The organism is Enterobacter sp. Y17, from assembly GCF_019730495.1.
Lineage (GTDB): Bacteria > Pseudomonadota > Gammaproteobacteria > Enterobacterales > Enterobacteriaceae > Enterobacter > Enterobacter asburiae_B.
In genome coordinates this window covers 2,722,527-2,745,414 of sequence record NZ_JAASKP010000001.1, presented here as the reverse complement: position 1 = coordinate 2,745,414, position 22,888 = coordinate 2,722,527, and the positions used below count along the sequence as shown (strand labels likewise).

Annotated in this window: 20 protein-coding genes and 1 riboswitch; of the genes, 8 read left to right on the top strand and 12 right to left on the bottom strand. The window is 55.5% G+C overall.

The genetic code is table 11. The annotated features are described in order from the left end of the window. Window positions 1-9: 9 nt before the first annotated feature. Window positions 10-1,719: a ribulokinase gene (araB, locus tag HCH49_RS12915; RefSeq protein ID WP_126328860.1), complete on the bottom strand. Its 1,710-nt coding sequence runs from the start codon at window positions 1,717-1,719 to the stop codon at window positions 10-12. A gap of 338 nt (window positions 1,720-2,057) precedes the next feature. Here araB and araC point away from each other — a divergent pair, with 338 nt between their 5' ends. Both araC and HCH49_RS12905 read left to right on the top strand, forming a co-directional pair. After that, window positions 2,058-2,903, top strand: a complete 846-nt coding sequence (gene araC, locus HCH49_RS12910; RefSeq protein WP_023310373.1) for an arabinose operon transcriptional regulator AraC — start codon at window positions 2,058-2,060, stop codon at window positions 2,901-2,903. Between the two features lie 128 nt (window positions 2,904-3,031). After that, window positions 3,032-3,799: a DedA family protein gene (locus HCH49_RS12905; RefSeq protein WP_047060155.1), complete on the top strand. Its 768-nt coding sequence runs from the start codon at window positions 3,032-3,034 to the stop codon at window positions 3,797-3,799. A gap of 44 nt (window positions 3,800-3,843) precedes the next feature. Here the strand turns inward: HCH49_RS12905 and thiQ are convergent, their stop codons facing one another. The 4 genes from thiQ to sgrR all read right to left on the bottom strand — a co-directional run bounded on the left by thiQ (window position 3,844) and on the right by sgrR (window position 8,922). After that, the gene (gene thiQ / locus HCH49_RS12900; RefSeq protein WP_211438450.1) at window positions 3,844-4,545 is read right to left on the bottom strand and encodes a thiamine ABC transporter ATP-binding protein ThiQ; all 702 of its coding nucleotides are present in this window, start codon (window positions 4,543-4,545) and stop codon (window positions 3,844-3,846) included. Further along, on the bottom strand, window positions 4,529-6,139 hold the full coding sequence (gene thiP / locus HCH49_RS12895) for a thiamine/thiamine pyrophosphate ABC transporter permease ThiP (protein WP_221702781.1): 1,611 nt from the start codon (window positions 6,137-6,139) through the stop codon (window positions 4,529-4,531). Before thiP ends, thiQ begins: the two co-directional genes overlap by 17 nt. Then, on the bottom strand, window positions 6,115-7,098 hold the full coding sequence (gene thiB, locus HCH49_RS12890; protein ID WP_221702780.1) for a thiamine ABC transporter substrate binding subunit: 984 nt from the start codon (window positions 7,096-7,098) through the stop codon (window positions 6,115-6,117). The genes thiP and thiB overlap by 25 nt, the downstream gene beginning before the upstream one ends. Before the next feature lie 31 nt (window positions 7,099-7,129). After that, a riboswitch (TPP riboswitch) is annotated at window positions 7,130-7,230 on the bottom strand. Between the two features lie 36 nt (window positions 7,231-7,266). After that, window positions 7,267-8,922 (bottom strand): HTH-type transcriptional regulator SgrR, encoded by a 1,656-nt coding sequence (sgrR, locus tag HCH49_RS12885; RefSeq protein ID WP_033144620.1) that lies wholly within the window; start codon window positions 8,920-8,922, stop codon window positions 7,267-7,269. Window positions 8,923-9,010: 88 nt separating this feature from the next. Between sgrR and sgrT the strand changes: the two genes are divergently transcribed. Both sgrT and HCH49_RS12875 read left to right on the top strand, forming a co-directional pair. Further along, window positions 9,011-9,163, top strand: coding sequence for a glucose uptake inhibitor SgrT (gene sgrT, locus HCH49_RS12880; RefSeq protein WP_023334488.1), 153 nt, complete (start codon window positions 9,011-9,013; stop codon window positions 9,161-9,163). Window positions 9,164-9,282: 119 nt separating this feature from the next. Continuing rightward, a complete protein-coding gene (locus HCH49_RS12875; RefSeq protein ID WP_221702779.1) occupies window positions 9,283-10,461 on the top strand; it encodes a sugar efflux transporter in 1,179 nt (392 codons plus the stop codon). Window positions 10,462-10,509: 48 nt separating this feature from the next. Here HCH49_RS12875 and HCH49_RS12870 read toward each other — a convergent pair whose 3' ends face one another. The 7 genes from HCH49_RS12870 to leuL form a co-directional block, all read right to left on the bottom strand. Next, window positions 10,510-11,091, bottom strand: a complete 582-nt coding sequence (locus HCH49_RS12870; protein WP_221702778.1) for a cytochrome b/b6 domain-containing protein — start codon at window positions 11,089-11,091, stop codon at window positions 10,510-10,512. Window positions 11,092-11,197: 106 nt separating this feature from the next. Beyond that, window positions 11,198-12,088, bottom strand: a complete 891-nt coding sequence (locus HCH49_RS12865; RefSeq protein ID WP_221702777.1) for a cation diffusion facilitator family transporter — start codon at window positions 12,086-12,088, stop codon at window positions 11,198-11,200. 162 nt (window positions 12,089-12,250) lie between these two features. Further along, window positions 12,251-12,856, bottom strand: a complete 606-nt coding sequence (leuD, locus tag HCH49_RS12860; protein WP_039260825.1) for a 3-isopropylmalate dehydratase small subunit — start codon at window positions 12,854-12,856, stop codon at window positions 12,251-12,253. Between the two features lie 10 nt (window positions 12,857-12,866). Then, window positions 12,867-14,267, bottom strand: a complete 1,401-nt coding sequence (leuC, locus tag HCH49_RS12855) for a 3-isopropylmalate dehydratase large subunit (protein ID WP_033144624.1) — start codon at window positions 14,265-14,267, stop codon at window positions 12,867-12,869. A 2-nt stretch (window positions 14,268-14,269) separates the two neighbouring features. Next, window positions 14,270-15,361 carry a 3-isopropylmalate dehydrogenase gene (gene leuB, locus HCH49_RS12850; RefSeq protein WP_221702776.1) on the bottom strand — a complete coding sequence of 364 codons (1,092 nt, stop codon included), beginning with the start codon at window positions 15,359-15,361 and terminating at the stop codon, window positions 14,270-14,272. After that, a complete protein-coding gene (leuA, locus tag HCH49_RS12845; protein WP_029741222.1) occupies window positions 15,361-16,932 on the bottom strand; it encodes a 2-isopropylmalate synthase in 1,572 nt (523 codons plus the stop codon). Before leuA ends, leuB begins: the two co-directional genes overlap by 1 nt. Before the next feature lie 91 nt (window positions 16,933-17,023). Beyond that, window positions 17,024-17,110: a leu operon leader peptide gene (leuL, locus tag HCH49_RS22390; protein ID WP_071786497.1), complete on the bottom strand. Its 87-nt coding sequence runs from the start codon at window positions 17,108-17,110 to the stop codon at window positions 17,024-17,026. 587 nt (window positions 17,111-17,697) lie between these two features. On the opposite strand from leuL, the gene leuO reads away from it, so the two are divergent. The 4 genes from leuO to cra all read left to right on the top strand — a co-directional run bounded on the left by leuO (window position 17,698) and on the right by cra (window position 22,445). Beyond that, the gene (gene leuO / locus HCH49_RS12835; protein WP_045888154.1) at window positions 17,698-18,660 is read left to right on the top strand and encodes a transcriptional regulator LeuO; all 963 of its coding nucleotides are present in this window, start codon (window positions 17,698-17,700) and stop codon (window positions 18,658-18,660) included. 380 nt (window positions 18,661-19,040) lie between these two features. Next, window positions 19,041-20,765, top strand: coding sequence for an acetolactate synthase 3 large subunit (gene ilvI / locus HCH49_RS12830; protein WP_029741224.1), 1,725 nt, complete (start codon window positions 19,041-19,043; stop codon window positions 20,763-20,765). A gap of 1 nt (window position 20,766) precedes the next feature. Further along, the gene (gene ilvN, locus HCH49_RS12825) at window positions 20,767-21,258 is read left to right on the top strand and encodes an acetolactate synthase small subunit (RefSeq protein WP_023310389.1); all 492 of its coding nucleotides are present in this window, start codon (window positions 20,767-20,769) and stop codon (window positions 21,256-21,258) included. A 179-nt stretch (window positions 21,259-21,437) separates the two neighbouring features. Then, window positions 21,438-22,445: a catabolite repressor/activator gene (gene cra / locus HCH49_RS12820; RefSeq protein WP_221702775.1), complete on the top strand. Its 1,008-nt coding sequence runs from the start codon at window positions 21,438-21,440 to the stop codon at window positions 22,443-22,445. The last annotated feature ends 443 nt before the right edge of the window (window positions 22,446-22,888 follow it).

The following is a 22,888-nucleotide window of genomic DNA, read 5'->3' as shown; positions in this document are numbered from 1 at the left end:
ATCGTGTCCTTAATGGGTCAGGGTTGCCGTAGTGTCCGCGGTGCTTTTGGCCGGGGCGGCGACAGGGAGATAGTGAAGTTCGGCGCTTTTTGCCCATTGCTGGTAGCGCTGATAAAGCTGTTCAAAGCGTTGCGCCTGCTGGGCACGCGGCTGAAGCGTGTTTTCGACGGCGCTCGCCATATGCTGCTGCGCGGTCGGGATGTCGGCATGCACGCCTGCGGCCACGGCAGCGAAAATCGCCGCGCCCAGCGCGCAGCACTGATCGGAGGCCACAATCTGCAGCGGACGGTTCAGCACGTCGCAGCAGGCCTGCATGATTACCGGGTTTTTACGGGCGATACCGCCCAGCGCCATCACGTTGTTGACGTCGATACCCTGCCCGGTGAAGCACTCCATAATGGCGCGGGCACCGAAGGCCGTTGCGGCAATCAGACCGCCGAACAGCGCAGGGGCGTCGGTCGCCAGGTTGAGATCCGCGATCACCCCTTTCAGACGCTGGTTGGCAAACGGCGTGCGGCGGCCGTTAAACCAGTCCAGCACCACCGGCAGGTGATCGAGAGACGGATTTTTTGCCCAGGCTTCGGTGAGCTGCGGCAGAAGCTGCTTTTTGCTGTCGGCTATCTGGGTTTTCAGCTCCGGATGCGCCGCCGCCAGCTGGTCCAGCGGCCAGCCGAGCACGCGGCCAAACCAGGCGTAGATATCGCCAAACGCGGACTGACCGGCTTCAAGACCGATGAAGTCCGGCACCACGCTGCCGTCAACCTGGCCGCAGATGCCTTTCACCGCGCGGTCGCCAACGGTGGCTTTATCCGCCGTCAGGATGTCGCAGGTTGAAGTCCCGATGACTTTGACCAGCGTGTTTGGCTGTGCGCCCGCGCCCACGGCGCCCATATGGCAGTCAAAGGCACCGCCCGAGATGGCCACGTTCTGCGGCAAGCCGAGGCGCGTCGCCCACTCTTCGCAGAGGGTGCCGACGGGAATATCGGCGGTAAAGGTGTCGGTAAACAGCGGGTACGTCAGGCTCTTGTTGAGGATCGGGTCGAGTTCATCGAAGAACGCGGCCGGAGGCAGGCCGCCCCAGCTTTCGTGCCACAGGGATTTATGCCCGGCGCTGCAGCGGCCGCGGCGGATATCCTGCGGGCGGGTGGTGCCGGAGAGCAGGGCAGGCACCCAGTCGCACAGCTCAACCCATGACGCCGCAGCCTGCGCAACGGCTGCGTCGGCACGGGTGACGTGGAGGATCTTGGCCCAGAACCATTCGCTGGAATAAATCCCGCCGATGTAGCGCGAGTAGTCTGTCTTGCCCGGCTGATGGCACAGGCGCGTAATGGCTTCAGCCTCTTCTACGGCGGTGTGGTCTTTCCACAGCACGAACATGGCGTTCGGGTTGTCGGCAAACTCCGGGCGCAGCGCCAGCACGCGGCCTTCGGCATCGACAGGAGCAGGCGTGGAACCGGTGCTGTCGACGCCAATTCCGACAATCTCAGCCCGCTGGGCATCGGTCAGTTCGGCAAGGACGGTTTTGATCGCCGCTTCCATCGACTCGATATAGTCACGCGGGTGGTGACGGAACTGGTTGTTCGGCGCATCACAGTAGCGCCCCTCTTGCCAGCGCGGGTACCACTCAACGCTGGTTGCTATCTCCTGGCCGGACGTACAGTCCACTGCCAGCGCGCGAACCGAATCGCTGCCAAAATCGAGGCCAATCGCAATTGCCATGGTGTTGCTCCATCGAAAAAACAGGTATGGAAGAACATTAGAGACTGGGGAAAAAAGTCGTCAGGCAGGATCCGCTAATCTTATGGACTAAATTGCTGTTACAACGGAAAGTGTGACGCCGTGCAAATATTCAATGTGGACATTTCTGCCGCACTTATAGACACTTTTGTTACTGGTTATCTGCCTGCTCTGGCGGAGAAATCAGGGGGGAAAGGCTGAAACATGGCGGACGTAAAAGCGGCGTGATGCTTTTTGGATCTTTTCGCGGGCCATTTTAAAGCTGTTTTTAGTGATATGGACAATTGGTTTCCTTCAGGACCCTTGGGAGAACTGAATCTATGGCCGAAACGCAAAACGATCCCCTGCTGCCGGGATACTCGTTTAACGCGCACCTTGTGGCGGGACTGACCCCTATCGAGGCTGAGGGATACCTCGACTTTTACGTCGATCGACCGCTCGGCATGAAAGGGTATATCCTCAACCTGACCGTGCGAGGGGAAGGGATCATCAAGAACGGTGACCAGCAGTTTGTCTGCCGCCCCGGCGATATCCTGCTGTTCCCGCCGGGGGAGATCCACCACTATGGCCGTCATCCGGATGCCAAAGAGTGGTATCACCAGTGGGTCTATTTCCGTCCGCGCGCCTACTGGCAGGAGTGGCTTTCGTGGCCCGCTATTTTTGCGCATACCGGTTTTTATCGCCCGGATGAGGTTCATCTGGCGCAGTTTCGCGAGCTTTTTGCGCAGATTATCGAGGCGGGACAGGCCGGTGGGCGTTACGCCGAACTGCTGGCGATTAACCTGCTTGAACAGCTGCTGCTGCGACGGATGGAGGCGATTAACGAGTCGCTTAATCCCCCGCTGGACAACCGCGTGCGCGACGCCTGCCAGTACATCAGCGACCACCTGGCCGATAGCCAGTTTGATATCGCCAGCGTTGCTCAGCACGTCTGCCTGTCGCCGTCGCGGCTGTCGCATCTGTTCCGCCAGCAGCTGGGCGTCAGCGTATTGAGCTGGCGCGAGGATCAGCGCATCAGTCAGGCAAAGCTGCTGCTCAGCACCACCCGGATGCCGATTGCCACCGTCGGACGCAACGTGGGCTTTGAGGATCAGCTCTATTTCTCCCGGGTATTTAAAAAATGCACCGGCGCCAGCCCGAGCGAATTCCGCGCGGGATGTGAATAAACGGTAAAAAAAGATAAACAAACAGGTGAATGCAGAAAGCAACCTGTAAACTATTCAGACAATTGTTGCCTTGACGCGGTGCGGGGCGCTAAGCAGAATCGCTGATTCGTTTTCTGACCGGAATAGTTATGCAGGCATTGCTGGAACACTTTATTACCCAGTCCGTTATGTACTCGCTCATCGCCGTGGCGCTGGTGGCGTTTCTGGAATCGCTGGCGCTGGTTGGGCTGATCCTGCCCGGCACCGTGATGATGGCAGGGCTTGGGGCGCTGATTGGCAGCGGCGAGGTTAATTTCTGGCAGGCGTGGCTGGCCGGGATTATCGGCTGCCTGCTCGGCGACTGGATCTCCTTCTGGCTGGGCTGGCGCTTTAAGAAGCCGCTGCACCGCTGGTCGTTCATGAAAAAGAACAAAGCCCTGCTGGATAAAACCGAACATGCGCTGCATCAGCACAGCATGTTTACCATCCTCGTCGGCCGCTTTGTCGGGCCAACGCGTCCGCTGGTGCCGATGGTGGCGGGGATGCTGGATCTGCCCGTCGCAAAATTCGTGGTGCCGAACATTATCGGCTGCGTCTTCTGGCCGCCGTTCTACTTCCTGCCGGGGATCCTGGCCGGCGCGGCCATCGATATCCCCGACGGTATGCAAAGCGGTGAGTTTAAGTGGCTGCTGCTGGGCACGGCTGTGCTGCTGTGGCTGGCGGCATGGCTCTGCTGGCGACTATGGCGCAGTGGGAAAGCCAGCGTCGATCGCCTGACGCGCTATCTTCCGCGCTCTCGCCTTTTGTGGCTGGCTCCGCTGACGCTGGGTGTGGCCGTGGTGGCGCTGGTCGCGCTGATTCGTCACCCGCTGATGCCGGTGTACGGCGAGATTTTATTAAAAGTGGTGAGCCGTTAACGACGATTTCCCTCTCCTTGTGGGAGAGGGTCAGGGTGAGGGCATCAGACGGCACGAATGCCCAACAGTGAAGACGCCCCCGCCTTACCGCTCAGCAGTTCTTCTGTTTTTCCATCCCACAAAATACGCCCTTCGGCAATCACCACCGATCGCGGGGCGATGCGGGCGGCATCCTCAATACTGTGTGAAACCATCAGCATCGTCAGCTGCTGGCGCTGGCAGACGTCCTGCACCAGGGCGAGCATCTCCTGGCGCAGGGCGGGATCGAGCGCCGAGAACGGCTCATCCAGCAGCAGGATCGGCTGCTCGCGCACCAGGCATCGCGCCAGCGCCACGCGCTGACGCTGGCCGCCGGAAAGCTCACCCGGCAGCCTGTCGATGAACTCGTTGATCCCCATCTGGGCGGCAATGATCTCCAGCTTCTGGCGCTGGGCATCGTTCAGCCTGAGTCCCGGATGCATCCCCAGCGCGATGTTTTGCCGCACCGTCAGGTGGGTAAACAGGTTGTTTTCCTGAAACAGCATTGAGACCGGACGTTTCGCGGGCGGCGTGTGGGTATGATCTTGATTGTTAATGACGATCGCGCCGCTTGCCGGCTGCAGAAAACCCGCAATCAGATTAAGCAGCGTGCTTTTTCCCGCGCCGCTTGGGCCAAGCACGGCGATCATCTCCCCCTGGCGCGCGGAGAGCGTGAAGCGCATCGGCAGATGTTGGTAAAGCCAGGTTACATCAGTCAGTTTTAACATCACGCCCCGGAAGTTTTTCGATAACGGTAAATAAGGTAAAGCACAGCAGCAGCAGTAACAGCGCGGTGACCGCGCCGTCCTGACTGCGATAAGAGCCGATTTGCTGATAGAGCCAGTATGGCAGCGTGCGGAAATCGTCATTGCCGAACAGCGCGACAACCCCAAAATCCCCAATCGACAGCACGCAGGCAAACGCCAGCGCCTGCGCCAGCGGACGTTTCAGCGCGCGCAGTTCCACCACCTTCAGCCGCTGCCAGCCCTGCATGCCCAGCGACTGGCACAGCAAACCGTAGCGGCTGTTGACGTCGCGCATCGGGTTTTCCAGCACTTTGAGCGCGTAAGGGATGGCCATCAGGGCGTTGGTGAAAATCACAATGCCGTCGGCCCTTTCCGGCAGGCCGATGGTGCTGTTGAACAGTAAAAAGAAGCCCGTCGCCAGTACGATGCCCGGCATCGCCAGAATCAGCATCCCTGTCAGCTCCAGCGTCTGCCCGGCCTTTTGGGCCTGCCGGGCATAGAGTTCACGGCTGCTCCACAGCAGCATCATGGTTAGCATGACGCACAGTAACCCTGCCGCCAGCGCGATACGTAGCGAGGTCCATGTCGCCTGCCAGAGGATGGGCTGTTGCAGGACGGACATGAGATTGAGGTTCAGTCCGTCAACGATAACGGCCATCAGCGGCGGCAGCAGAAGCAGGAGCGCCAGCGCGATCAGGATAAAATCGATAACGCGGCTGTGCAGGCTGTCCTGCGGGTCGCGCCAGCCGGTTATTTGATTACTGCCAGCAGGAATGGCTTTACTCAGCCGCTGGCTCAGCAGCACCAGCGCAAGGCAGCACGCCATCTGCACCATCGCCAGCAGCGCGGCGCGACCGGGATCGTAGTCGTAACTCAGCGCCTGGTAAATCGCCAGCTCAATGGTGGTGGCCTGCGGCCCGCCGCCGAGCGACAGCACGGTGGCAAAGCTGGCAAAGCAGAGCATAAAGATTAACGCCGCGACGGGCGGGATCTGGCGGCGCAGCCACGGCCATTCGACAAAGCGGAAGAACGACACGCCGCGCATGCCGAGCTGGGCGGCAATCTGACGCTGTTCGCCGGGAATGTTTTCCAGCGCCTGCAAGAAGAGGCGCGTTGCCATCGGCATATTGAAAAACACGTGCGCCAGCAGAATGCCCTGCAGGCCGTAAGGAGAGAATGACCATTCCAGACCAAGCTGGCCGAACAGCGAAGCCAGCCAGCCCTGGCGACCGTAAACGCTGAGGATGCCAAACACCGCCACCAGCACGGGCAGGATCAGCGTCATGGCGCACAGGCGCAGCAGTGCCAGCCTGCCGGGAAAACGGCGCCGATACAGGGCGCGCGCAAGAAAAATAGCCGGGAGCACCGACAGCAGGGCTGAGAGAGACGCCTGCCAGAAGGAGAAACGGATAACGTGCCAGAGGTAGCTGTCGTGCCAGAGGGCGAGCAGGTCGCTCTCTGGCGCGTTGAACCACAGTGCAAGAAAAGCCCCCAGGCTGACCGCCACCATCACTGTGGCGGCGAGCAGCCCGGGAAGTAACCAGCCGGGAATCAACGGCTGACGGCGCGTTGCCATTCACTTACCCATGCTGCACGCTGCACGGCGACCTGCTGCGGCGTAAACTCCAGCGAGGTGTTTGGTTTGGTCAGCTGCTCGAAACCTGCGGGCAGCGCAACGTTCGTGACCGGATACATCCAGTTGCCTGCGGGAATCGCATTCTGGAACGCCGGTGAAACCATAAACTTCAGGAACTTCTCGGCCAGCTCCGGCTGTTTGCTGGCGGCGGTACGCGCGGCGACTTCCACCTGCAGATAGTGCCCTTCAGCAAAATCAGCGGCAGCATAGTTATCTTTCTTCTCGGCGATGATGTGGTAGGCCGGAGAGGTGGTGTAGCTCAGCACCAGATCGCTTTCACCTTTCAGGAACAGGCCATAGGCTTCGCTCCAGCCTTTGGTGACGGTGACGGTTTTGGCGGCCAGTTTCTGCCACGCCTCCGGCGCTTTATCCCCGTAAACCTTTTGCATCCACAGCAGCAGGCCCAGGCCTGGCGTGCTGGTGCGCGGATCTTCATAAATCACGCGCCATTTCTGGTCACTCTCAACCAGCTCTTTCAGGCTCTTCGGCGGGTTTTTCAGCTTATTTTTGTCGTAAACAAAAGCAAAGTAGCCATAGTCGAACGGAACAAAGGTGTCGTTTTTCCAGCCGCCCGGCACGTTAACGGCCTCTGCCGCTACGCCGCTTTTGGCAAACAGTTTGGTTTGCGAGGCGGCTTCCAGCAGGTTGTTATCCAGCCCGAGCACTACGTCGGCCTTGCTGTTTTTCCCTTCCATGCGCAGACGGTTGAGCAGCGATACGCCATCTTCCAGCGCCACGAACTTCAGCTCGCAGTTACAGTCAGCTTCGAAGGCTTTTTTGACTACCGGGCCAGGGCCCCAGTCGGCAGAGAAGGAGTCATAGGTGTAGACCGTCAGGACGGGCTTCGCAAAAGCAGGCAGCGCAAACAGCGCCAGCAGGGGAAGAACTTTTTTTAACACTTTGCACCTCAAGGTTGAGTGGCAAAGGATTTTGAGCGACAGCCTCAAATCCCTTCGCCGGCGTTATCCGGATCAGGTTCGACGGGTATTATCTCAGCGCACATCTGTGATGCAGCACCCCGTTGAGAACGACGCTATTGTAATGATTTGGTGAATATTACGAAAGTGTTATGGCTCCGGCGGCGCAAACCAGGCGGATTTAAAATCAAACCAGCCCAGGGTGTTCATCCGCAGGCCGCGCATGCTGCGCTGGCCCTGGATCATCAGCCAGTGGTGGATCAAGGGTACGATCGCCTGCTCGGCCAGAAGCTGCTGGCACCACGCTGCAAGATTCATTTCGCCCGCGCGCCACAGGGCGGCATCCTGCTGCCAGTCACGGTCGATGCAGTGCTGGATCAGCGGGACTTCATACAGATGCGAGAAAAGGGAAAAATCGAGCGGCAGGGTAAAGTTGGCGCTGTTGAGCCAGATATCACTGGCTATCTCCCCCTGATGCCATTCGTCATAGTCCACTTCCCTGACCTCTAACGTGACCCCCTCGGCTGCCAGCAGCCGGGTCATGATTCTGGCGATAAAACGATGCTCCACGTGTTCGCGGTAGTAGGTCAGGGTGATGGACTCCAGCCCTGCGGGTTTGTCGCAGTGCACCGGGCGGGCGTGGTGCCAGCGCGGAAGCAGGCCGTACGCCGGGAACCAGTAGGTCTGGTACTGCTCTTCCGCATGGTAAATCAGATTGGAAGGGGACAAAACGTGGCTAACCCACTTGCGGACGGCCTGGTTTGCCCCACGGTGGGTGCGGCGGTCAAACAGGAGATAGTAACACCCTTCCTCGAGGCGACTCTCCACGGCTTTTTCTCCCGTGGTGGGGCCTTCCAGCGTCAGCCCGCAGCTCAGGTCTTCATTGAGATCCGGCAATACCCAGACGTTCACTTCGTCGATGAGCGCCCGATAGCCAAAGTAGTCGTCGAACGCGCGGATTTTCAGCTGGTTGCTGTTATTGCGGGACACGGAGTAGGGCCCGGTGCCAATCGGCAGGCTGGCAAAATTGTTCATTGATTCCCACTCGCCGGGCAAAATCATCGACGGCACGTAGCCCAGCAGCCAGGGAAGCCACTTATCCTGTTGCGACAGCTCAATATCCAGCGTCCAGGCCGTGGGCGAGTGGATGCGGGAGATATGCGAGTAGAGCGGTAGCCTGCGGGCACGTTCCAGGGAGGCGATGACGTCGTGCATTTCCAGCTCGCGGCCGTGGTGAAAGTGGATGCCGGGGCGTAAAAAGAAGCGCCAGTGGCGCGGGGAAAGTTGCTGCCAGTGATGCGCGATATCCGCCTCCAGTTCCCCGTTTTCCTCATTTATCCGCGTCAGGCCGCTAAAGATTTGCCGGGCCATATGCGTTTCTGAGCGGCGTAAGGCCGTGCCGGGCAACAGATTTTTCATCGGACGGTAGTAGAGCACCCGCAGAATGTGGCGGCCCTGACGAAAGCTGCGCCCGAGATGGGAAACCAGCATCTGGCGCACGGCGGCTTTGTCGCCAACCAGCTGTACCAGCTGATCGATGCGGTCCTGCTCGAGCAGATCTTCCGCGCGCTGCTGCTGCAGCGCCAGCCCGGTATAGAGGAAGGTCAGCCGCGAACGTTTGCCGCGTCCCGCCTCCGCTTCCCAGCTTAACCAGCCCTGCTGCTGCATGGTGTTGAGCAGCGTGCGCATATGGCGGCGGGAGCAGCTAAGCAGGTCAGCCAGCTCGTTGAGCGTAGTCTCCTGCGATTGCCCCTCGCAGCACTGCCAGAGGCGGATAAACTGTTGTTGCAGACGACCGGAAGGCATAAAAGGGGAACTCCTGACAAAAAACCAGCAATTTATTTATCCCTATATTAGGCCAATAATTCTCCCCGATGAAGCGAGGAGGTAAATTATGAAGAGGTCTACCGCACGTCAGTTCTATCAGCAATACTTTTCAGCGACAAAAGGATCGTCCTGGCTGGCCCGCCGGTGTGCAGAGCAACGGCTGAAAACGTTAGAAGAATTGATGCAGTGGGACGTTACAACACCGACCTCTTCCCGCTAACTCGCCTCGATCATGTGTGACTGAGTATTGGTGCTTATCACCCGCCAGCAAAATGTTTTTGCTGGCTTTTTTCGTTTACTATTCACCCAATTTCGATTCGCTTTCACAAGGACTTGCGCATGCTCTGGTTGATGACGATGGGGCGACGCCTGAACGGCGTGTATGCCGCTTTTATGCTGGTGGCCTTTATGATGGGCGTGGCGGGGGCGCTGCAGGCGCCGACGCTGAGCCTGTTTCTCAGCCGTGAGGTGGGGGCGCAGCCGTTTTGGGTCGGCCTGTTTTACACCGTTAACGCCATTGCCGGGATCCTGGTCAGCCTCGCGCTGGCGAAACGATCGGACAGCCATGGCGATCGCCGCAGGCTGATCCTCTTTTGCTGCGCCATGGCCGTGGGCAACGCGCTGCTCTTTGCCTTCAACCGTCATTATCTGACGCTTATTACCTGCGGCGTGCTGCTGGCGTCGCTGGCGAACACCGCCATGCCGCAGCTGTTCGCGCTGGCCCGTGAATACGCGGATAACTCGGCGCGTGAAGTGGTGATGTTCAGCTCGGTGATGCGCGCCCAGCTTTCGCTGGCGTGGGTCATTGGCCCGCCGCTGGCCTTTATGCTGGCGTTGAACTACGGCTTTACCACCATGTTTTCCATCGCCGCCGGGATTTTTGTCATCAGCCTGGCGCTGATTGCCTTCGCGCTGCCGTCCGTGGCGCGCGTCGAACAGACGACGGATAAACCTGTCACCGAGGTGAGCGGCTGGCAGGACAAAAACGTCCGCATGCTGTTTATTGCCTCCACGCTGATGTGGACCTGCAACACCATGTACATCATCGATATGCCGCTGTGGATCAGCAGCGATCTGGGCCTGCCGGACAAGCTCGCGGGGATCTTAATGGGAACTGCCGCCGGGCTGGAAATTCCGGCAATGATTCTGGCGGGTTACTACGTTAAGCGCTTTGGAAAGCGCAGGATGATGATTGTCGCCGTGGCGGCCGGGGTGCTGTTCTACGCGGGGCTGATCCTTTTCCATTCGCGGGAAGCGTTGCTGGTGCTGCAGCTGTTTAACGCCGTGTTTATTGGGATTGTTGCCGGGATCGGCATGCTCTGGTTTCAGGATCTCATGCCCGGTCGTGCCGGCTCGGCGACCACGCTTTTTACCAACAGTATTTCAACCGGGGTAATTCTGGCGGGCGTGATTCAGGGGGCGCTGGCGCAAAGCTACGGGCATGCGTCTGTCTACTGGATGATTGCGGCGCTATCCGTCGTGACGCTTCTGCTGACCTGCCGCGTAAAAGACGTGTGATCGGATGAACGAAACGGAGCCCGGGAACGCCGGGCTCTGTGAACCGTTTTATTCTGAATACTGATATTTACGCTGCGCGCGTAGCGTCAGGTACATATGAACGAGGCCCATGAAGCCGTGTGCCCAGAAATATGTCTCAATAAAGACCGTCAGGAATTTATGCAAATCCAAGACGGATTCCGTGACGGACGAAACCGGCCCGAGCGTGGCGTTCAGCACGAACCAGGCCGCGCCGCAGAGTGCAACGCCCAGCAGCGCCAGCACGCCCAGACCTTGCACCGTTGCTGCCATACCGCCGGCATGCGCGTCAGGAAGCTGACGCTGCGCGAGGGTGCGAATATCGTCAACAATTCCGCGAAAATCCAGCGCCAGCCAGGCGAAGTAATACTTAAATCCGCGCTGGATTAACATCCATGCCATCATGGCAATGCCACAAAAAATTAAACCAAATCCGGAGATAACATGGATCCAGGTGATAATTCCGTTCAGCCCGGATTCGTGGAGGGCTTCACTTTCGGTGAAATTAGAATTGATAATCTGGGCGAGGACCAGTACGGCCACAAGAATGTGCAGTATGCGAAGAAAAGGCGTTTCTTTATGGGGAAGCGTATCGCGTAATGTTGGTTTCATCGCTTTTTACCTCAATAATGAGAGAGCTGATGCGATGCAGTGTGACGCAGATTAATTAACGAAACCTTAACGGTCGGTTGCGTCACACTGTATTTATGCGTTCCGGTTAGTGGGCAGGATCAATATGCGTCATCACGTTCAGCACATTGAATTTTTGCATCACGTTATTTCTGGCATTCACGGCAATCTGATGTCCTTCTTTTACGCTTAATTCGCCGTTCACTTCAAGATGGACATCGACAAGGGCTAAATCGCCCATCTTGCGTGTTTTTAAATCATGGAGTCCGGTGACGCCCTCGGTTGCGAGAAGACACGTTTTGATGTCGTGCTCCAGCTCGGGCTCAAGCGAACGGTCCATCAAATCGTGCAGGGCATCGGCAGAAAATTTGTAACCCATGTGGGCGATGAATACTCCGACAATCAGGGCCGCAATGAGGTCCATCGCGTGAAAGCCCACTAAATTCCCGGCAATGCCGATGGCGACAACCACTGACGACGCTGCGTCAGAACGGGCATGCCAGGCATTGGCTATCAGCAGCGAGGACTGAATACGTTTTCCTGTGGCAAACATGTATCTGAACAGGCTTTCCTTTACCACCAGCGCCAGAATCGCCACCCACAGCGCGGCCCCTTTCACCAGCTGATGCGTCTCGGGGTGAAGCAGTTTATTGCCTGCGGACCAGAGCATCCCGACCCCCACAAGCAGCAGAATAGCGCCAATAATGAGCTTTGCACCGTTTTCGAAACGCAGATGACCGTAATGATGATCGATATCAGAAGCTTTCTGACTCTTTTTATTCGCAATCAAAACGACAAAGTCGGAGAATAAATCGGAAAGAGAATGAATCCCATCAGCAATTAAACCCTGTGAGCCGGAAAATATTCCTGCAACTATCTGAAAGGCGGTGAGTAAACTATTTATTATTACGCTCACTAATGTGCATTTATGTATTTCCCGAGAACGGATATGAGACTCATTGCCATTTTTCTTTTCCATGATTATTTCCGCTGTCAGCTGATTGAGCGGTTATTCTGCGCAGGAAGCATTAAATTGACATTAAATATAACGTCATTATTGGCTGGGTTTGGGAAGTATTTACAGAAGGAGGCGGGTATCAAGATAAAACGCGGCCTGCAGAGTGGACTGCAGGCCGGAGGGTTATTTCATAAATGCAGGTTGTTTGTTTTCGTAAGCGGCAATCGCCGCGTCGTGCTGGAGAGTTAAACCAATGCTGTCCAGACCGTTCAGCATGCAGTGACGGCGGAAGGCATCAATGCTGAAGCTGTAGGTCTTATCCCCGGCTTTCACCACTTCGGCTTCCAGATCCACTTCAAACGAAATGCCCGGATTCGCCTTAACCAGCGCGAACAACTCATCGACCTGTTCATCGCTCAGCGTGACGGGCAGCAGCTGGTTGTTGAAGCTGTTGCCGTAAAAAATATCCGCGAAGCTTGGGGCAATGACCACTTTAAAACCGTAGTCGGTGAGCGCCCACGGTGCGTGTTCACGGGATGAGCCGCAGCCAAAGTTTTCGCGTGCCAGCAAAATGGAGGCGCCTTTATATTCCGGGAAGTTCAGAACGAATTCCGGATTAGGCACTTCTCCCTTATCGTCCAGGAAACGCCAGTCGTTAAACAGATGTGCGCCGAAACCGGTACGCGTCACTTTCTGCAGAAACTGTTTTGGAATAATAGCGTCAGTATCGACGTTAGCGGCGTCCAGCGGGACAACACGGCCCGTATGTTGGGTAAATTTCTCTGCCATGATTGTCTCCTTATTTCAGACTGCGAATATCGGCGAAATGGCCGGTGACTGCCGCAGCGGCGGCCATTGCCGGGCTGACCAGATGGGTGCGCCCACCGCGGCCCTGACGGCCTTCAAAGTTACGGTTGCTGGTGGAGGCGCAGCGCTCACCCGGATTCAGGCGATCGTTGTTCATGGCCAGACACATGGAGCAGCCGGGCAGGCGCCATTCGAAGCCCGCTTCGATAAAGATCTTATCCAGACCTTCGGCTTCCGCCTGGGCTTTCACCGGACCGGAGCCAGGTACCACCAGCGCCTGAACGCCTGGCGCCACTTTGCGGCCTTTGGCAATCTCGGCTGCGGCACGCAAATCTTCGATACGGGAGTTGGTGCAGGAACCGATAAATACTTTATCAATGGCGACATCGGTCAACGGCACGCCGGGCTTAAGCCCCATGTAGGCCAGCGCTTTTTCCGCACTGGCGCGCTCGACCGGATCGGTAAAGGATGCCGGGTCAGGGATATTGTCGTTAACGGAAATCACCTGGCCCGGATTGGTGCCCCAGGTCACCTGAGGCGCAATCTCTTCTGCCTGAAGAGTGACGACGGTGTCAAAGGCTGCGCCATCGTCGGTTTTCAGGGTTTTCCAGTACGCTACCGCGTCGTCAAAATTCTGACCTTTCGGCGCGTGCAGACGACCCTTCACGTAGTTGAAGGTGGTTTCGTCCGGCGCGACCAGACCGGCTTTTGCGCCCATCTCAATCGCCATATTGCACAGGGTCATGCGTCCCTCCATGCTCAGCGCCTGGATGGCTTCCCCGCAGAACTCAACAACGTGACCGGTGCCGCCTGCGCTGCCGGTTTTACCGATGATGGCCAGCACGATGTCTTTTGCGGTAATACCCGGTGCGGCTTTACCCTTCACTTCAATCTTCATGGTTTTGGCGCGGCCCTGTTTCAGGGTCTGCGTTGCCAGCACATGTTCCACCTCGGAAGTGCCAATCCCGAACGCCAGAGCGCCAAACGCGCCGTGGGTCGCGGTATGGGAGTCACCGCAGACGATGGTCATGCCCGGCAGGGTGATCCCTTGCTCAGGCCCCATCACGTGGACGATGCCCTGATACGGATGGTTCAGGTCGTACAGCTCAACGCCAAACTCGTTGCAGTTCTTAATCAGCTCCTGCATCTGGATACGCGCCATCTCACCCGAGGCATTGATGTCTTTGGTCTGGGTGGAAACGTTGTGATCCATCGTCGCGAAGGTTTTACCCGGCTGACGTACCGGACGCTTGTGCGCGCGCAGGCCGTCAAATGCCTGCGGAGAGGTCACTTCGTGTACCAAATGACGGTCAATGTACAGCAGCGGGGTTTCGTTTGGTGCCTCGTAAACAACGTGCGCATCAAACAACTTTTCATATAACGTCTTAGCCATGATTACACCCCTTCAGCGACATAGCGGGCAATGATGTCGCCCATTTCATCGGTACTGACTGCCGCCGTGCCGCGTGCTAAATCGCCGGTACGGATGCCTTCTTCTAACGCCCGGTTAATGGCGTTTTCAATTGCGGTTGCCGCCTCGCCTGCATCCAGGCTGTAGCGCAGCAGCAGGGCCAGGGAGAGGATCTGCGCAATCGGGTTAGCAATATTTTTGCCGGCAATATCCGGCGCGGAGCCGCCCGCAGGCTCGTACAGGCCAAAGCCTTCTTCATTCAGGCTTGCAGAGGGCAGCATGCCCATCGAGCCGGTGATCATCGCGCATTCGTCAGAGAGGATATCGCCGAACAGGTTGGAGCACAGCAGCACGTCAAACTGGGACGGATCTTTAATCAGCTGCATGGTCGCGTTGTCGATGTACATGTGCGACAGCGCGACGTCCGGGTACTGCTTAGCGACTTCACTGACGATCTCGCGCCACAAAATGGAAGACTGCAGCACGTTCGCTTTATCAATGGAGGTCACTTTATGGCGGCGTTTGCGCGCCGACTCGAACGCGATGTGGGCGATACGTTCGATTTCGAAACGGTGATACACCTCGGTGTCGAACGCTTTCTCGTGTTGTCCGCTGCCTTCGCGTCCTTTTGGCTGACCGAAATAGATCCCGCCGGTCAGTTCACGCACGCACAGAATGTCGAAACCGTTGGCGGCGATATCCGCGCGCAGCGGGCAGAACTCTTCCAGACCCTGATACAGCTTCGCCGGACGCAGGTTGCTGAACAGTTTGAAATGTTTACGCAGCGGCAGCAGCGCGCCGCGTTCTGGCTGCTCTGCCGGCGGCAGGTGTTCCCATTTCGGGCCACCGACGGAACCAAACAGCACGGCATCAGCATTTTCGCAGCCTTCCACGGTCGCTTTTGGCAGCGGCGTACCGTGGTTATCAATCGCAATACCGCCCACGTCGTAGTGGCTGGTGGTGATTTTCATCGCAAAACGCGCGCGAACGGCTTCCAGTACTTTCAGCGCCTGTGCCATCACTTCCGGACCAATACCGTCGCCCGGCAACACAGCAATATGGTAATTCTTCGACATTACACGGTTTCCTTGTTGTTCTCTTTATTCTGAGCTTTGCGTTGCAACTCTTTTTCGACTTCGGCGGCGCGCCAGATGTTGTTCAGAACATGCACCATCGCTTTCGCGGAGGACTCAACGATATCGGTCGCCAGGCCCACGCCGTGGAAGCGGCGGCCATTGTGGGTAACAACAATGTCGACCTGACCCAGTGCATCTTTGCCGTGGCCCTTGGCCGTCAGGTCATATTTCACTAGCTCAACGTCGTACTCGGTGACGCGATTAATCGCCTGATAGATGGCATCGACAGGGCCGTTACCGTTAGCGGCCTCTGCTTTAATTTCATCGCCGCAGGCCAGTTTGACCGAGGCGGTGGCGATGTCGCTGGAGCCGGACTGCACGTTGAAGTAATCCAGACGGAAGTGCTCCGGCTCTTCCTGCTGCTTGTTAATAAAGGCCAGCGCTTCCAGGTCATAGTCGAACACCTGGCCTTTTTTGTCGGCCAGCTTCAGGAACGCGTCGTACAGCTGATCCATGTTGTAATCGCTGTCCTTATAACCCATCTCTTCCATACGGTGTTTAACCGCGGCGCGACCGGAACGGGAGGTCAGGTTCAGCTGTACTTGATTCAGGCCGATGGATTCCGGGGTCATGATTTCGTAGTTTTCACGATTCTTCAGGACGCCATCCTGGTGAATACCGGAGGAGTGCGCGAAGGCGCCGGTACCGACAATTGCTTTGTTAGCCGGAATGGGCATGTTGCAAATCTGACTGACGGTCTGGCTGGTGCGCCAGATTTCGTTGTGATTGATGCGGGTGTGCACGTCCATGATGTCTTTGCGCACTTTGATCGCCATGATCACTTCTTCCAGCGAACAGTTGCCCGCGCGTTCGCCGATACCGTTCATCGCGCCTTCTACCTGACGCGCGCCAGCGTGGACGGCGGCGATAGCATTGCCTACGGCCAGACCCAAATCATCGTGGGTGTGGACGGAGATAATTGCTTTATCAATATTCGGCACGCGGTCATACAGGCCGGTGATGATGTTGGAGAACTCAAACGGCATGGTGTAGCCGACGGTGTCCGGGATGTTGATGGTTTTCGCGCCCGCGTTGATGGCGGCTTCTACAACGCGCGCCAGGTCTTCGATTGGCGTACGGCCCGCATCTTCACAGGAGAACTCAACGTCATCGGTATAGTTGCGTGCGCGTTTAACCATGTAGACCGCGCGCTCAATCACCTCATCCAGCGTGCTGCGCAGCTTGGTTGCGATGTGCATAGGCGAGGTAGCAATAAAGGTGTGGATACGGAACGCTTCGGCGACCTTCAGCGACTCGGCGGCGACGTCGATGTCTTTCTCTACGCAGCGCGCCAGGGCACAGACGCGGCTGTTTTTAATGGTGCGCGCAATGGTCTGTACGGATTCGAAATCACCTGGGGAAGAGACAGGGAAACCGACCTCCATCACGTCAACACCCATACGTTCGAGAGCCAGCGCGATCTGCAGCTTCTCTTTTACACTCAGGCTTGCCTGTAATGCCTGTTCACCGTCACGTAAAGTTGTATCGAAAATAATGACTTGCTGGCTCATGGGTTAGGTCCTTGTCAGTCTTAGGGCGCCTTGCTACGAGCATAAAAAAACCCGCGCAGTGGCGCGGGTTTCTAGTCTTACTGGTGACGATTCAACGCTGAATTTCGCCCGCCAGTCTACCGCGCACAGTGGATGCGTTTAGTAGTAGTAGACCGGTGAAACGAATGGTGCGTGTCATGAATCGTGCTCCGTTAAATTCAATATGCTTTTAGTGGTACTGGATACGGTTGTTCATGTCAACCCCTGAGGATGAAAACGGGCCCGACAGATGGAATCAACCGGGTATTCACTTTAGCTAATTGTGCTGGTTTTAGCTTTTTTGACCCGATTAATTGTCTAATTTTGGACTTGAGAAAAGAGTTGCAGAAACCAATAAATATAAATGTTTAAAAATGAGTGAAATGTTTTATGAGGATGCTTTGTGTTTAAATAGTTTTGATATCATAAACTTATAAATGCAGTGAATCTTTTCCGGAATGCTGGAAAGCGAATAGAGATAACAGGTTGTTAACTAACTGTAGGTCGATAGTAATAACAGTTTAATAATACTTAAATCATCATTAACCTGACGGCAATTGTATATTGGTTTGATTTATGGTTTCATTTAAATCCTAAAGTCAAACATATCAGTTTTGCTCATTAATTTTCGTTAATATAAAGTCTTTATTTATTCCGAATTTTAAATAATTCTCTTTCGCTGATCGTATTTGCATGATAAATGATATTTTTCAGGATTATTACCGTACGTTGGCAAAGGGGTGTAGCGTGACAGTGGAGTCAGAAGTGCCAGAAAATAATATTAAACAACCTCAAGCTACTGATGGGATTAAACCACAGTTACGCACGGTGGATCTGAATCTTCTGACGGTGTTTGATGCTGTCATGCAGGAACAGAATATCACCCGCGCTGCCCAAACCTTGGGGATGTCACAACCTGCCGTGAGTAATGCCGTTGCCAGGCTTAAGCTTATGTTTAACGACGAATTATTTGTTCGCTACGGGAGGGGGATCCAGCCTACGGCGCGCGCATTCCAGCTGTTTGGCTCCATTCGTCAGGCGTTGCAACTGGTCCAAAATGAGCTGCCGGGATCGGGCTTTGAACCCTTAAGCAGCGAGCGCGTATTCCATCTTTGTGTCTGTAGCCCTTTAGATAATTATTTAACGTCTATTATCTATAATAAAGTTGAAGAGATCGCACCAAATATCAATCTTGTTTTTAAATCATCCCTGAATCAAAACACAGAACATCAGTTACGCTATCAGGAGATCGAATTCGTTCTGGGGTATGAAGAGTTCCGTCGTCCGGAATTTTCCTGCGTGCCGCTGTTTAAAGATGAAATGGTTTTGGTCGCCAGTAAAAAACACCCGCGCCTGAATTCTCCGCTGCGAGAAAACGATGTTTATAACGAGCAGCACGCCGTTGTTGCGCTCGACAGATATGCTTCCTTTAGCCTGCCGTGGTATGACACTGCGGATAAACAGGCGAGCGTGGCTTATCAGGGCATGGCCATGGTCAGCGTATTAAACGTGGTTTCTCAGACACAGCTGGTGGCAATTGCGCCGCGCTGGCTGGCAGAAGAGTTTTCTGACCCTTTAAATCTGCAAATTTTGCCTCTGCCGCTCAAGCTAAATAGCCGTACCTGTTATCTTTCCTGGCATGAAGCAGCGGGCCGGGATAAAGGACATCAGTGGATGGAAGAGTTGCTGGTTGGCATCTGTCGCCGGTAAACGCATCAGGATAAATCGCATTGGTTTATGTGATTTATCCTGATTTTTTTTAGATAACTGCTATTTTCTTCGGTGATGATTTTTTTTGGGCTGCTCTACGGCACGCAAAAATAGATGATTTCCTGCATTGTCGCGCTTTTCAGCGATGATTTATCACCTCATTCTCTATTTCCAGAGGAATTAACCATATCTTCTGTGAATGGCTGCTTTTTCTGCTTTACGCACCGTTTATCTCCCCGGGTTTGCTAATTGCCTGCCTCATAACGAGCGGTTAAGGTAAAGAACACTCTGCAAAATATAAGATTGGTTCATCCCAATCGTAAGACGGTGCGGAAATGAATTCGGCAGTCCGTCTATAACAAAATGCCTGGAGGCAAAGCATGGAGATGTTGTCTGGCGCGGAAATGGTCGTTCGATCGCTGATCGATCAGGGCGTAAAGCAAGTGTTCGGCTACCCTGGCGGTGCGGTTCTCGATATTTATGATGCGCTGCATACGGTTGGGGGCATTGACCATGTTCTGGTACGTCACGAGCAGGCGGCGGTACACATGGCTGACGGCCTGGCACGTGCGACGGGTGAAGTGGGCGTGGTGTTAGTCACGTCTGGCCCCGGCGCGACAAACGCCATTACCGGGATTGCGACGGCCTATATGGACTCTATCCCGCTGGTGATCCTCTCCGGGCAGGTGGCAACCTCACTGATTGGCTACGATGCGTTTCAGGAGTGCGACATGGTTGGGATTTCGCGTCCCGTTGTGAAGCACAGCTTCCTGGTCAAGCAAACAGAAGACATTCCCGGCATACTGAAAAAAGCCTTCTGGCTGGCGGCGAGCGGACGCCCGGGACCGGTGGTGGTCGATCTGCCTAAAGATATTCTCAATCCTGCAAACAAGCTGCCTTATGTCTGGCCGGAATCGGTCAGCATGCGTTCTTATAACCCCACAACGCAGGGGCATAAAGGTCAGATCAAGCGAGCGTTGCAAACGCTTCTGGCAGCCAAAAAACCGGTGGTCTATGTCGGTGGCGGGGCGATCAACTCTGCCTGTGAAGCCCAGCTTCGTGAACTGATTGAAAAGCTTAACCTTCCCGTTGCGTCGTCGCTGATGGGCCTGGGGGCGTTCCCTGCCACCCATCGTCAGGCGCTGGGGATGCTGGGTATGCACGGTACCTATGAAGCCAACATGACGATGCATCATTCCGATGTGATCTTTGCCGTCGGCGTGCGCTTTGACGACCGCACCACCAACAACCTGGCGAAGTATTGCCCGAACGCTACCGTGCTGCACATTGATATCGATCCAACGTCAATTTCAAAAACGGTGTCGGCTGATGTGCCGATCGTCGGTGACGCCCGGCAGGTTCTGGAGCAAATGCTGGATCTGCTGACCCAGGAGAGTGCAACCCAGCCGCTGGATGAGATCCGCGACTGGTGGCAGCAGATTGAACAGTGGCGCGCGCGTCAGTGCCTGAAATATGACACGCAAAGTGAAAACATTAAGCCGCAGGCGGTCATTGAAGCGGTGTGGCGACTGACGAAAGGTGAGGCGTACGTGACCTCAGACGTGGGACAGCATCAGATGTTTGCCGCCCTGTATTACCCGTTTGATAAACCGCGACACTGGATCAACTCCGGTGGTTTAGGAACCATGGGCTTTGGTCTGCCTGCCGCGCTGGGCGTGAAGCTGGCGCTGCCGAATGAAACCGTCGTCTGCGTGACGGGGGACGGCAGTATTCAGATGAACATTCAGGAGCTGTCTACCGCGCTGCAATATGAACTGCCGGTACTGGTGCTGAACCTGAATAACGGGTATCTCGGTATGGTGAAGCAGTGGCAGGATATGATCTACTCTGGCCGCCACTCTCAGTCCTACATGAAATCGCTGCCGGATTTTGTTCGTCTTGCTGAAGCTTATGGTCATGTTGGCATGCGGGTGACCGATCCGGCTGAGCTGGAAACGAAGCTCGCGCAAGCGCTTGAGCACGTAAAAAACAACCGCCTCGTCTTTATGGATGTGATTGTTGATGGGACCGAGCACGTTTATCCGATGCATATTCGTGGTGGTGGTATGGATGAAATGTGGTTAAGCAAAACGGAGAGAACCTGATATGCGCCGGATATTATCTGTTTTACTGGAAAACGAGTCTGGCGCACTGTCGCGCGTCATTGGCCTTTTTGCGCAGCGCGGCTATAACATTGAAAGCCTGACCGTTGCCCCGACGGAAGACCCGACGCTGTCGCGCATGACGATCCAAACCGTCGGCGATGCCAAAGTGCTTGAGCAAATTGAAAAACAGCTGCATAAGCTGGTCGACGTACTGCGCGTGAGCGAGCTGGGGCAGGGGGCCTACGTTGAACGTGAGGTCATGCTGGTGAAAATCCAGGCCAGTGGCTACGGGCGTGATGAAGTCAAACGCAATGCGGATATTTTCCGCGGACAAATTATCGACGTCACGCCTTCTCTTTATACGGTGCAGCTGGTCGGGACAAGCGACAAGCTGGATGCTTTCCTCGCGTCCGTGCGGGACGTTGCAAAAATTGTCGAGGTCGCGAGATCGGGTGTCGTAGGTCTGTCACGCGGCGAGAAAATCATGCGTTAGTTGTCAAAAAGGTTCGCCTCTTTCTGCCCGGTCACCAAAGCCGGGCTTTTTTTTGCGTAATCAGCCGACAACGCAGATAAAAGCGGTTGCCGCGAAGTCTTTTCTGCGTTTAGATGTTAAAAGATTTAACCATAACCTTGACAGGGCCATGGACTCTTTTCTTTTTTTAAGGGGCAATTGTGAAACTGGATGAAATCGCCCGGCTAGCCGGCGTGTCACGAACAACGGCCAGCTATGTGATTAACGGTAAAGCAAAGCAGTACCGTGTCAGCGACAAGACCGTTGAAAAAGTTATGGCGGTGGTTCGTGAGCATAACTACCATCCGAATGCTGTCGCAGCCGGTCTGCGTGCCGGGCGTACCCGCTCTATTGGTCTGGTGATCCCTGACCTGGAAAACACCAGCTATACCCGTATCGCCAACTATCTTGAACGTCAGGCGCGCCAGCGCGGCTATCAATTGCTGATTGCCTGCTCGGAAGACCAGCCCGACAACGAAATGCGTTGCATTGAGCATCTGCTCCAGCGCCAGGTGGATGCCATCATCGTGTCGACCTCTTTGCCGCCAGAGCATCCGTTCTACCAGCGCTGGGTGAACGACCCGTTCCCAATCGTTGCGCTGGACCGCGCGCTCGATCGCGAGCATTTCACCAGCGTCGTGGGTGCGGATCAGGATGATGCAGAAATGCTGGCCGCAGAGCTGAGAACGTTCCCCGCTGAAACAGTGCTGTATCTTGGCGCGTTGCCCGAGCTTTCCGTGAGCTTCCTGCGTGAGCAGGGATTCAGAACCGCCTGGAAAGACGATCCGCGCGAGGTTCACTACCTCTATGCCAATAGCTACGAACGCGAAGCCGCAGCGCAGCTGTTTGAGAAATGGCTGGAAACGCATCCGATGCCTCAGGCGCTGTTCACCACGTCATTTGCGCTGTTGCAGGGTGTCATGGATGTGACCTTGCGTCGTGAAGGTAAACTGCCCTCCGACCTGGCGATTGCCACGTTCGGGGATAATGAGCTGCTCGACTTCCTGCAGTGCCCGGTGCTGGCGGTAGCACAGCGTCACCGCGATGTGGCTGAACGCGTGCTTGAGATTGTGCTGGCAAGCCTGGATGAGCCGCGCAAACCGAAGCCGGGTCTGACGCGTATCAAACGTAATCTCTACCATCGCGGAATTTTAAGCCGCCAAAAATGAAATGACCGGGGCGGAGAAATCTGCCCCATTTTGCTGTGATTATTCGTGCAGATAATTCCCGGAGAGAAATTAGGATAATTCTTGCGGGATCGTAATCGCCTATTTTTTTAATTCATTCTGGCTTTTAAATTGTCCTTTTAAAGAACATGCGGGCGATTTTAAACAGCTATCTTTGTATTATTTTGTTACAAACCCTCTTCGGTCGATGAATATTCAGACGTTTTTCCTCTTACTGCTTCAGCTTACGTGGCAACCTCCGCGCTTACCGGGCACCTGGATGAATCTGGCGCTGTTATCCCCTGAGAATCTGTCATAAAATGCTGCCCGCGTCGCAAACTGACACTTTATATTTATCTGCGATGATATTGAGTGAGCTTTAACGCTAGTGTGCATATTCGGTTTTTTTCTTACAAATATTCATAACGTTAATTTTGCCTCGCCAG

Coding starts and splice junctions, on each gene's coding strand:
- araB (WP_126328860.1), bottom strand. CDS start 1,719: ATGGCAATTGCGATTGGCCTCGATTTTGGCAGCGATTCGGTTCGCGCG.
- thiQ (WP_211438450.1), bottom strand. CDS start 4,545: ATGTTAAAACTGACTGATGTAACCTGGCTTTACCAACATCTGCCGATG.
- leuD (WP_039260825.1), bottom strand. CDS start 12,856: ATGGCAGAGAAATTTACCCAACATACGGGCCGTGTTGTCCCGCTGGAC.
- HCH49_RS12875 (WP_221702779.1), top strand. CDS start 9,283: ATGCTCTGGTTGATGACGATGGGGCGACGCCTGAACGGCGTGTATGCC.
- leuB (WP_221702776.1), bottom strand. CDS start 15,361: ATGTCGAAGAATTACCATATTGCTGTGTTGCCGGGCGACGGTATTGGT.
- leuL (WP_071786497.1), bottom strand. CDS start 17,110: ATGACACGCACCATTCGTTTCACCGGTCTACTACTACTAAACGCATCC.
- HCH49_RS12865 (WP_221702777.1), bottom strand. CDS start 12,088: ATGGAAAAGAAAAATGGCAATGAGTCTCATATCCGTTCTCGGGAAATA.
- HCH49_RS12870 (WP_221702778.1), bottom strand. CDS start 11,091: ATGAAACCAACATTACGCGATACGCTTCCCCATAAAGAAACGCCTTTT.
- sgrT (WP_023334488.1), top strand. CDS start 9,011: ATGAAGAGGTCTACCGCACGTCAGTTCTATCAGCAATACTTTTCAGCG.
- HCH49_RS12905 (WP_047060155.1), top strand. CDS start 3,032: ATGCAGGCATTGCTGGAACACTTTATTACCCAGTCCGTTATGTACTCG.
- sgrR (WP_033144620.1), bottom strand. CDS start 8,922: ATGCCTTCCGGTCGTCTGCAACAACAGTTTATCCGCCTCTGGCAGTGC.
- ilvI (WP_029741224.1), top strand. CDS start 19,041: ATGGAGATGTTGTCTGGCGCGGAAATGGTCGTTCGATCGCTGATCGAT.
- thiP (WP_221702781.1), bottom strand. CDS start 6,139: ATGGCAACGCGCCGTCAGCCGTTGATTCCCGGCTGGTTACTTCCCGGG.
- araC (WP_023310373.1), top strand. CDS start 2,058: ATGGCCGAAACGCAAAACGATCCCCTGCTGCCGGGATACTCGTTTAAC.
- leuC (WP_033144624.1), bottom strand. CDS start 14,267: ATGGCTAAGACGTTATATGAAAAGTTGTTTGATGCGCACGTTGTTTAC.
- ilvN (WP_023310389.1), top strand. CDS start 20,767: ATGCGCCGGATATTATCTGTTTTACTGGAAAACGAGTCTGGCGCACTG.
- leuA (WP_029741222.1), bottom strand. CDS start 16,932: ATGAGCCAGCAAGTCATTATTTTCGATACAACTTTACGTGACGGTGAA.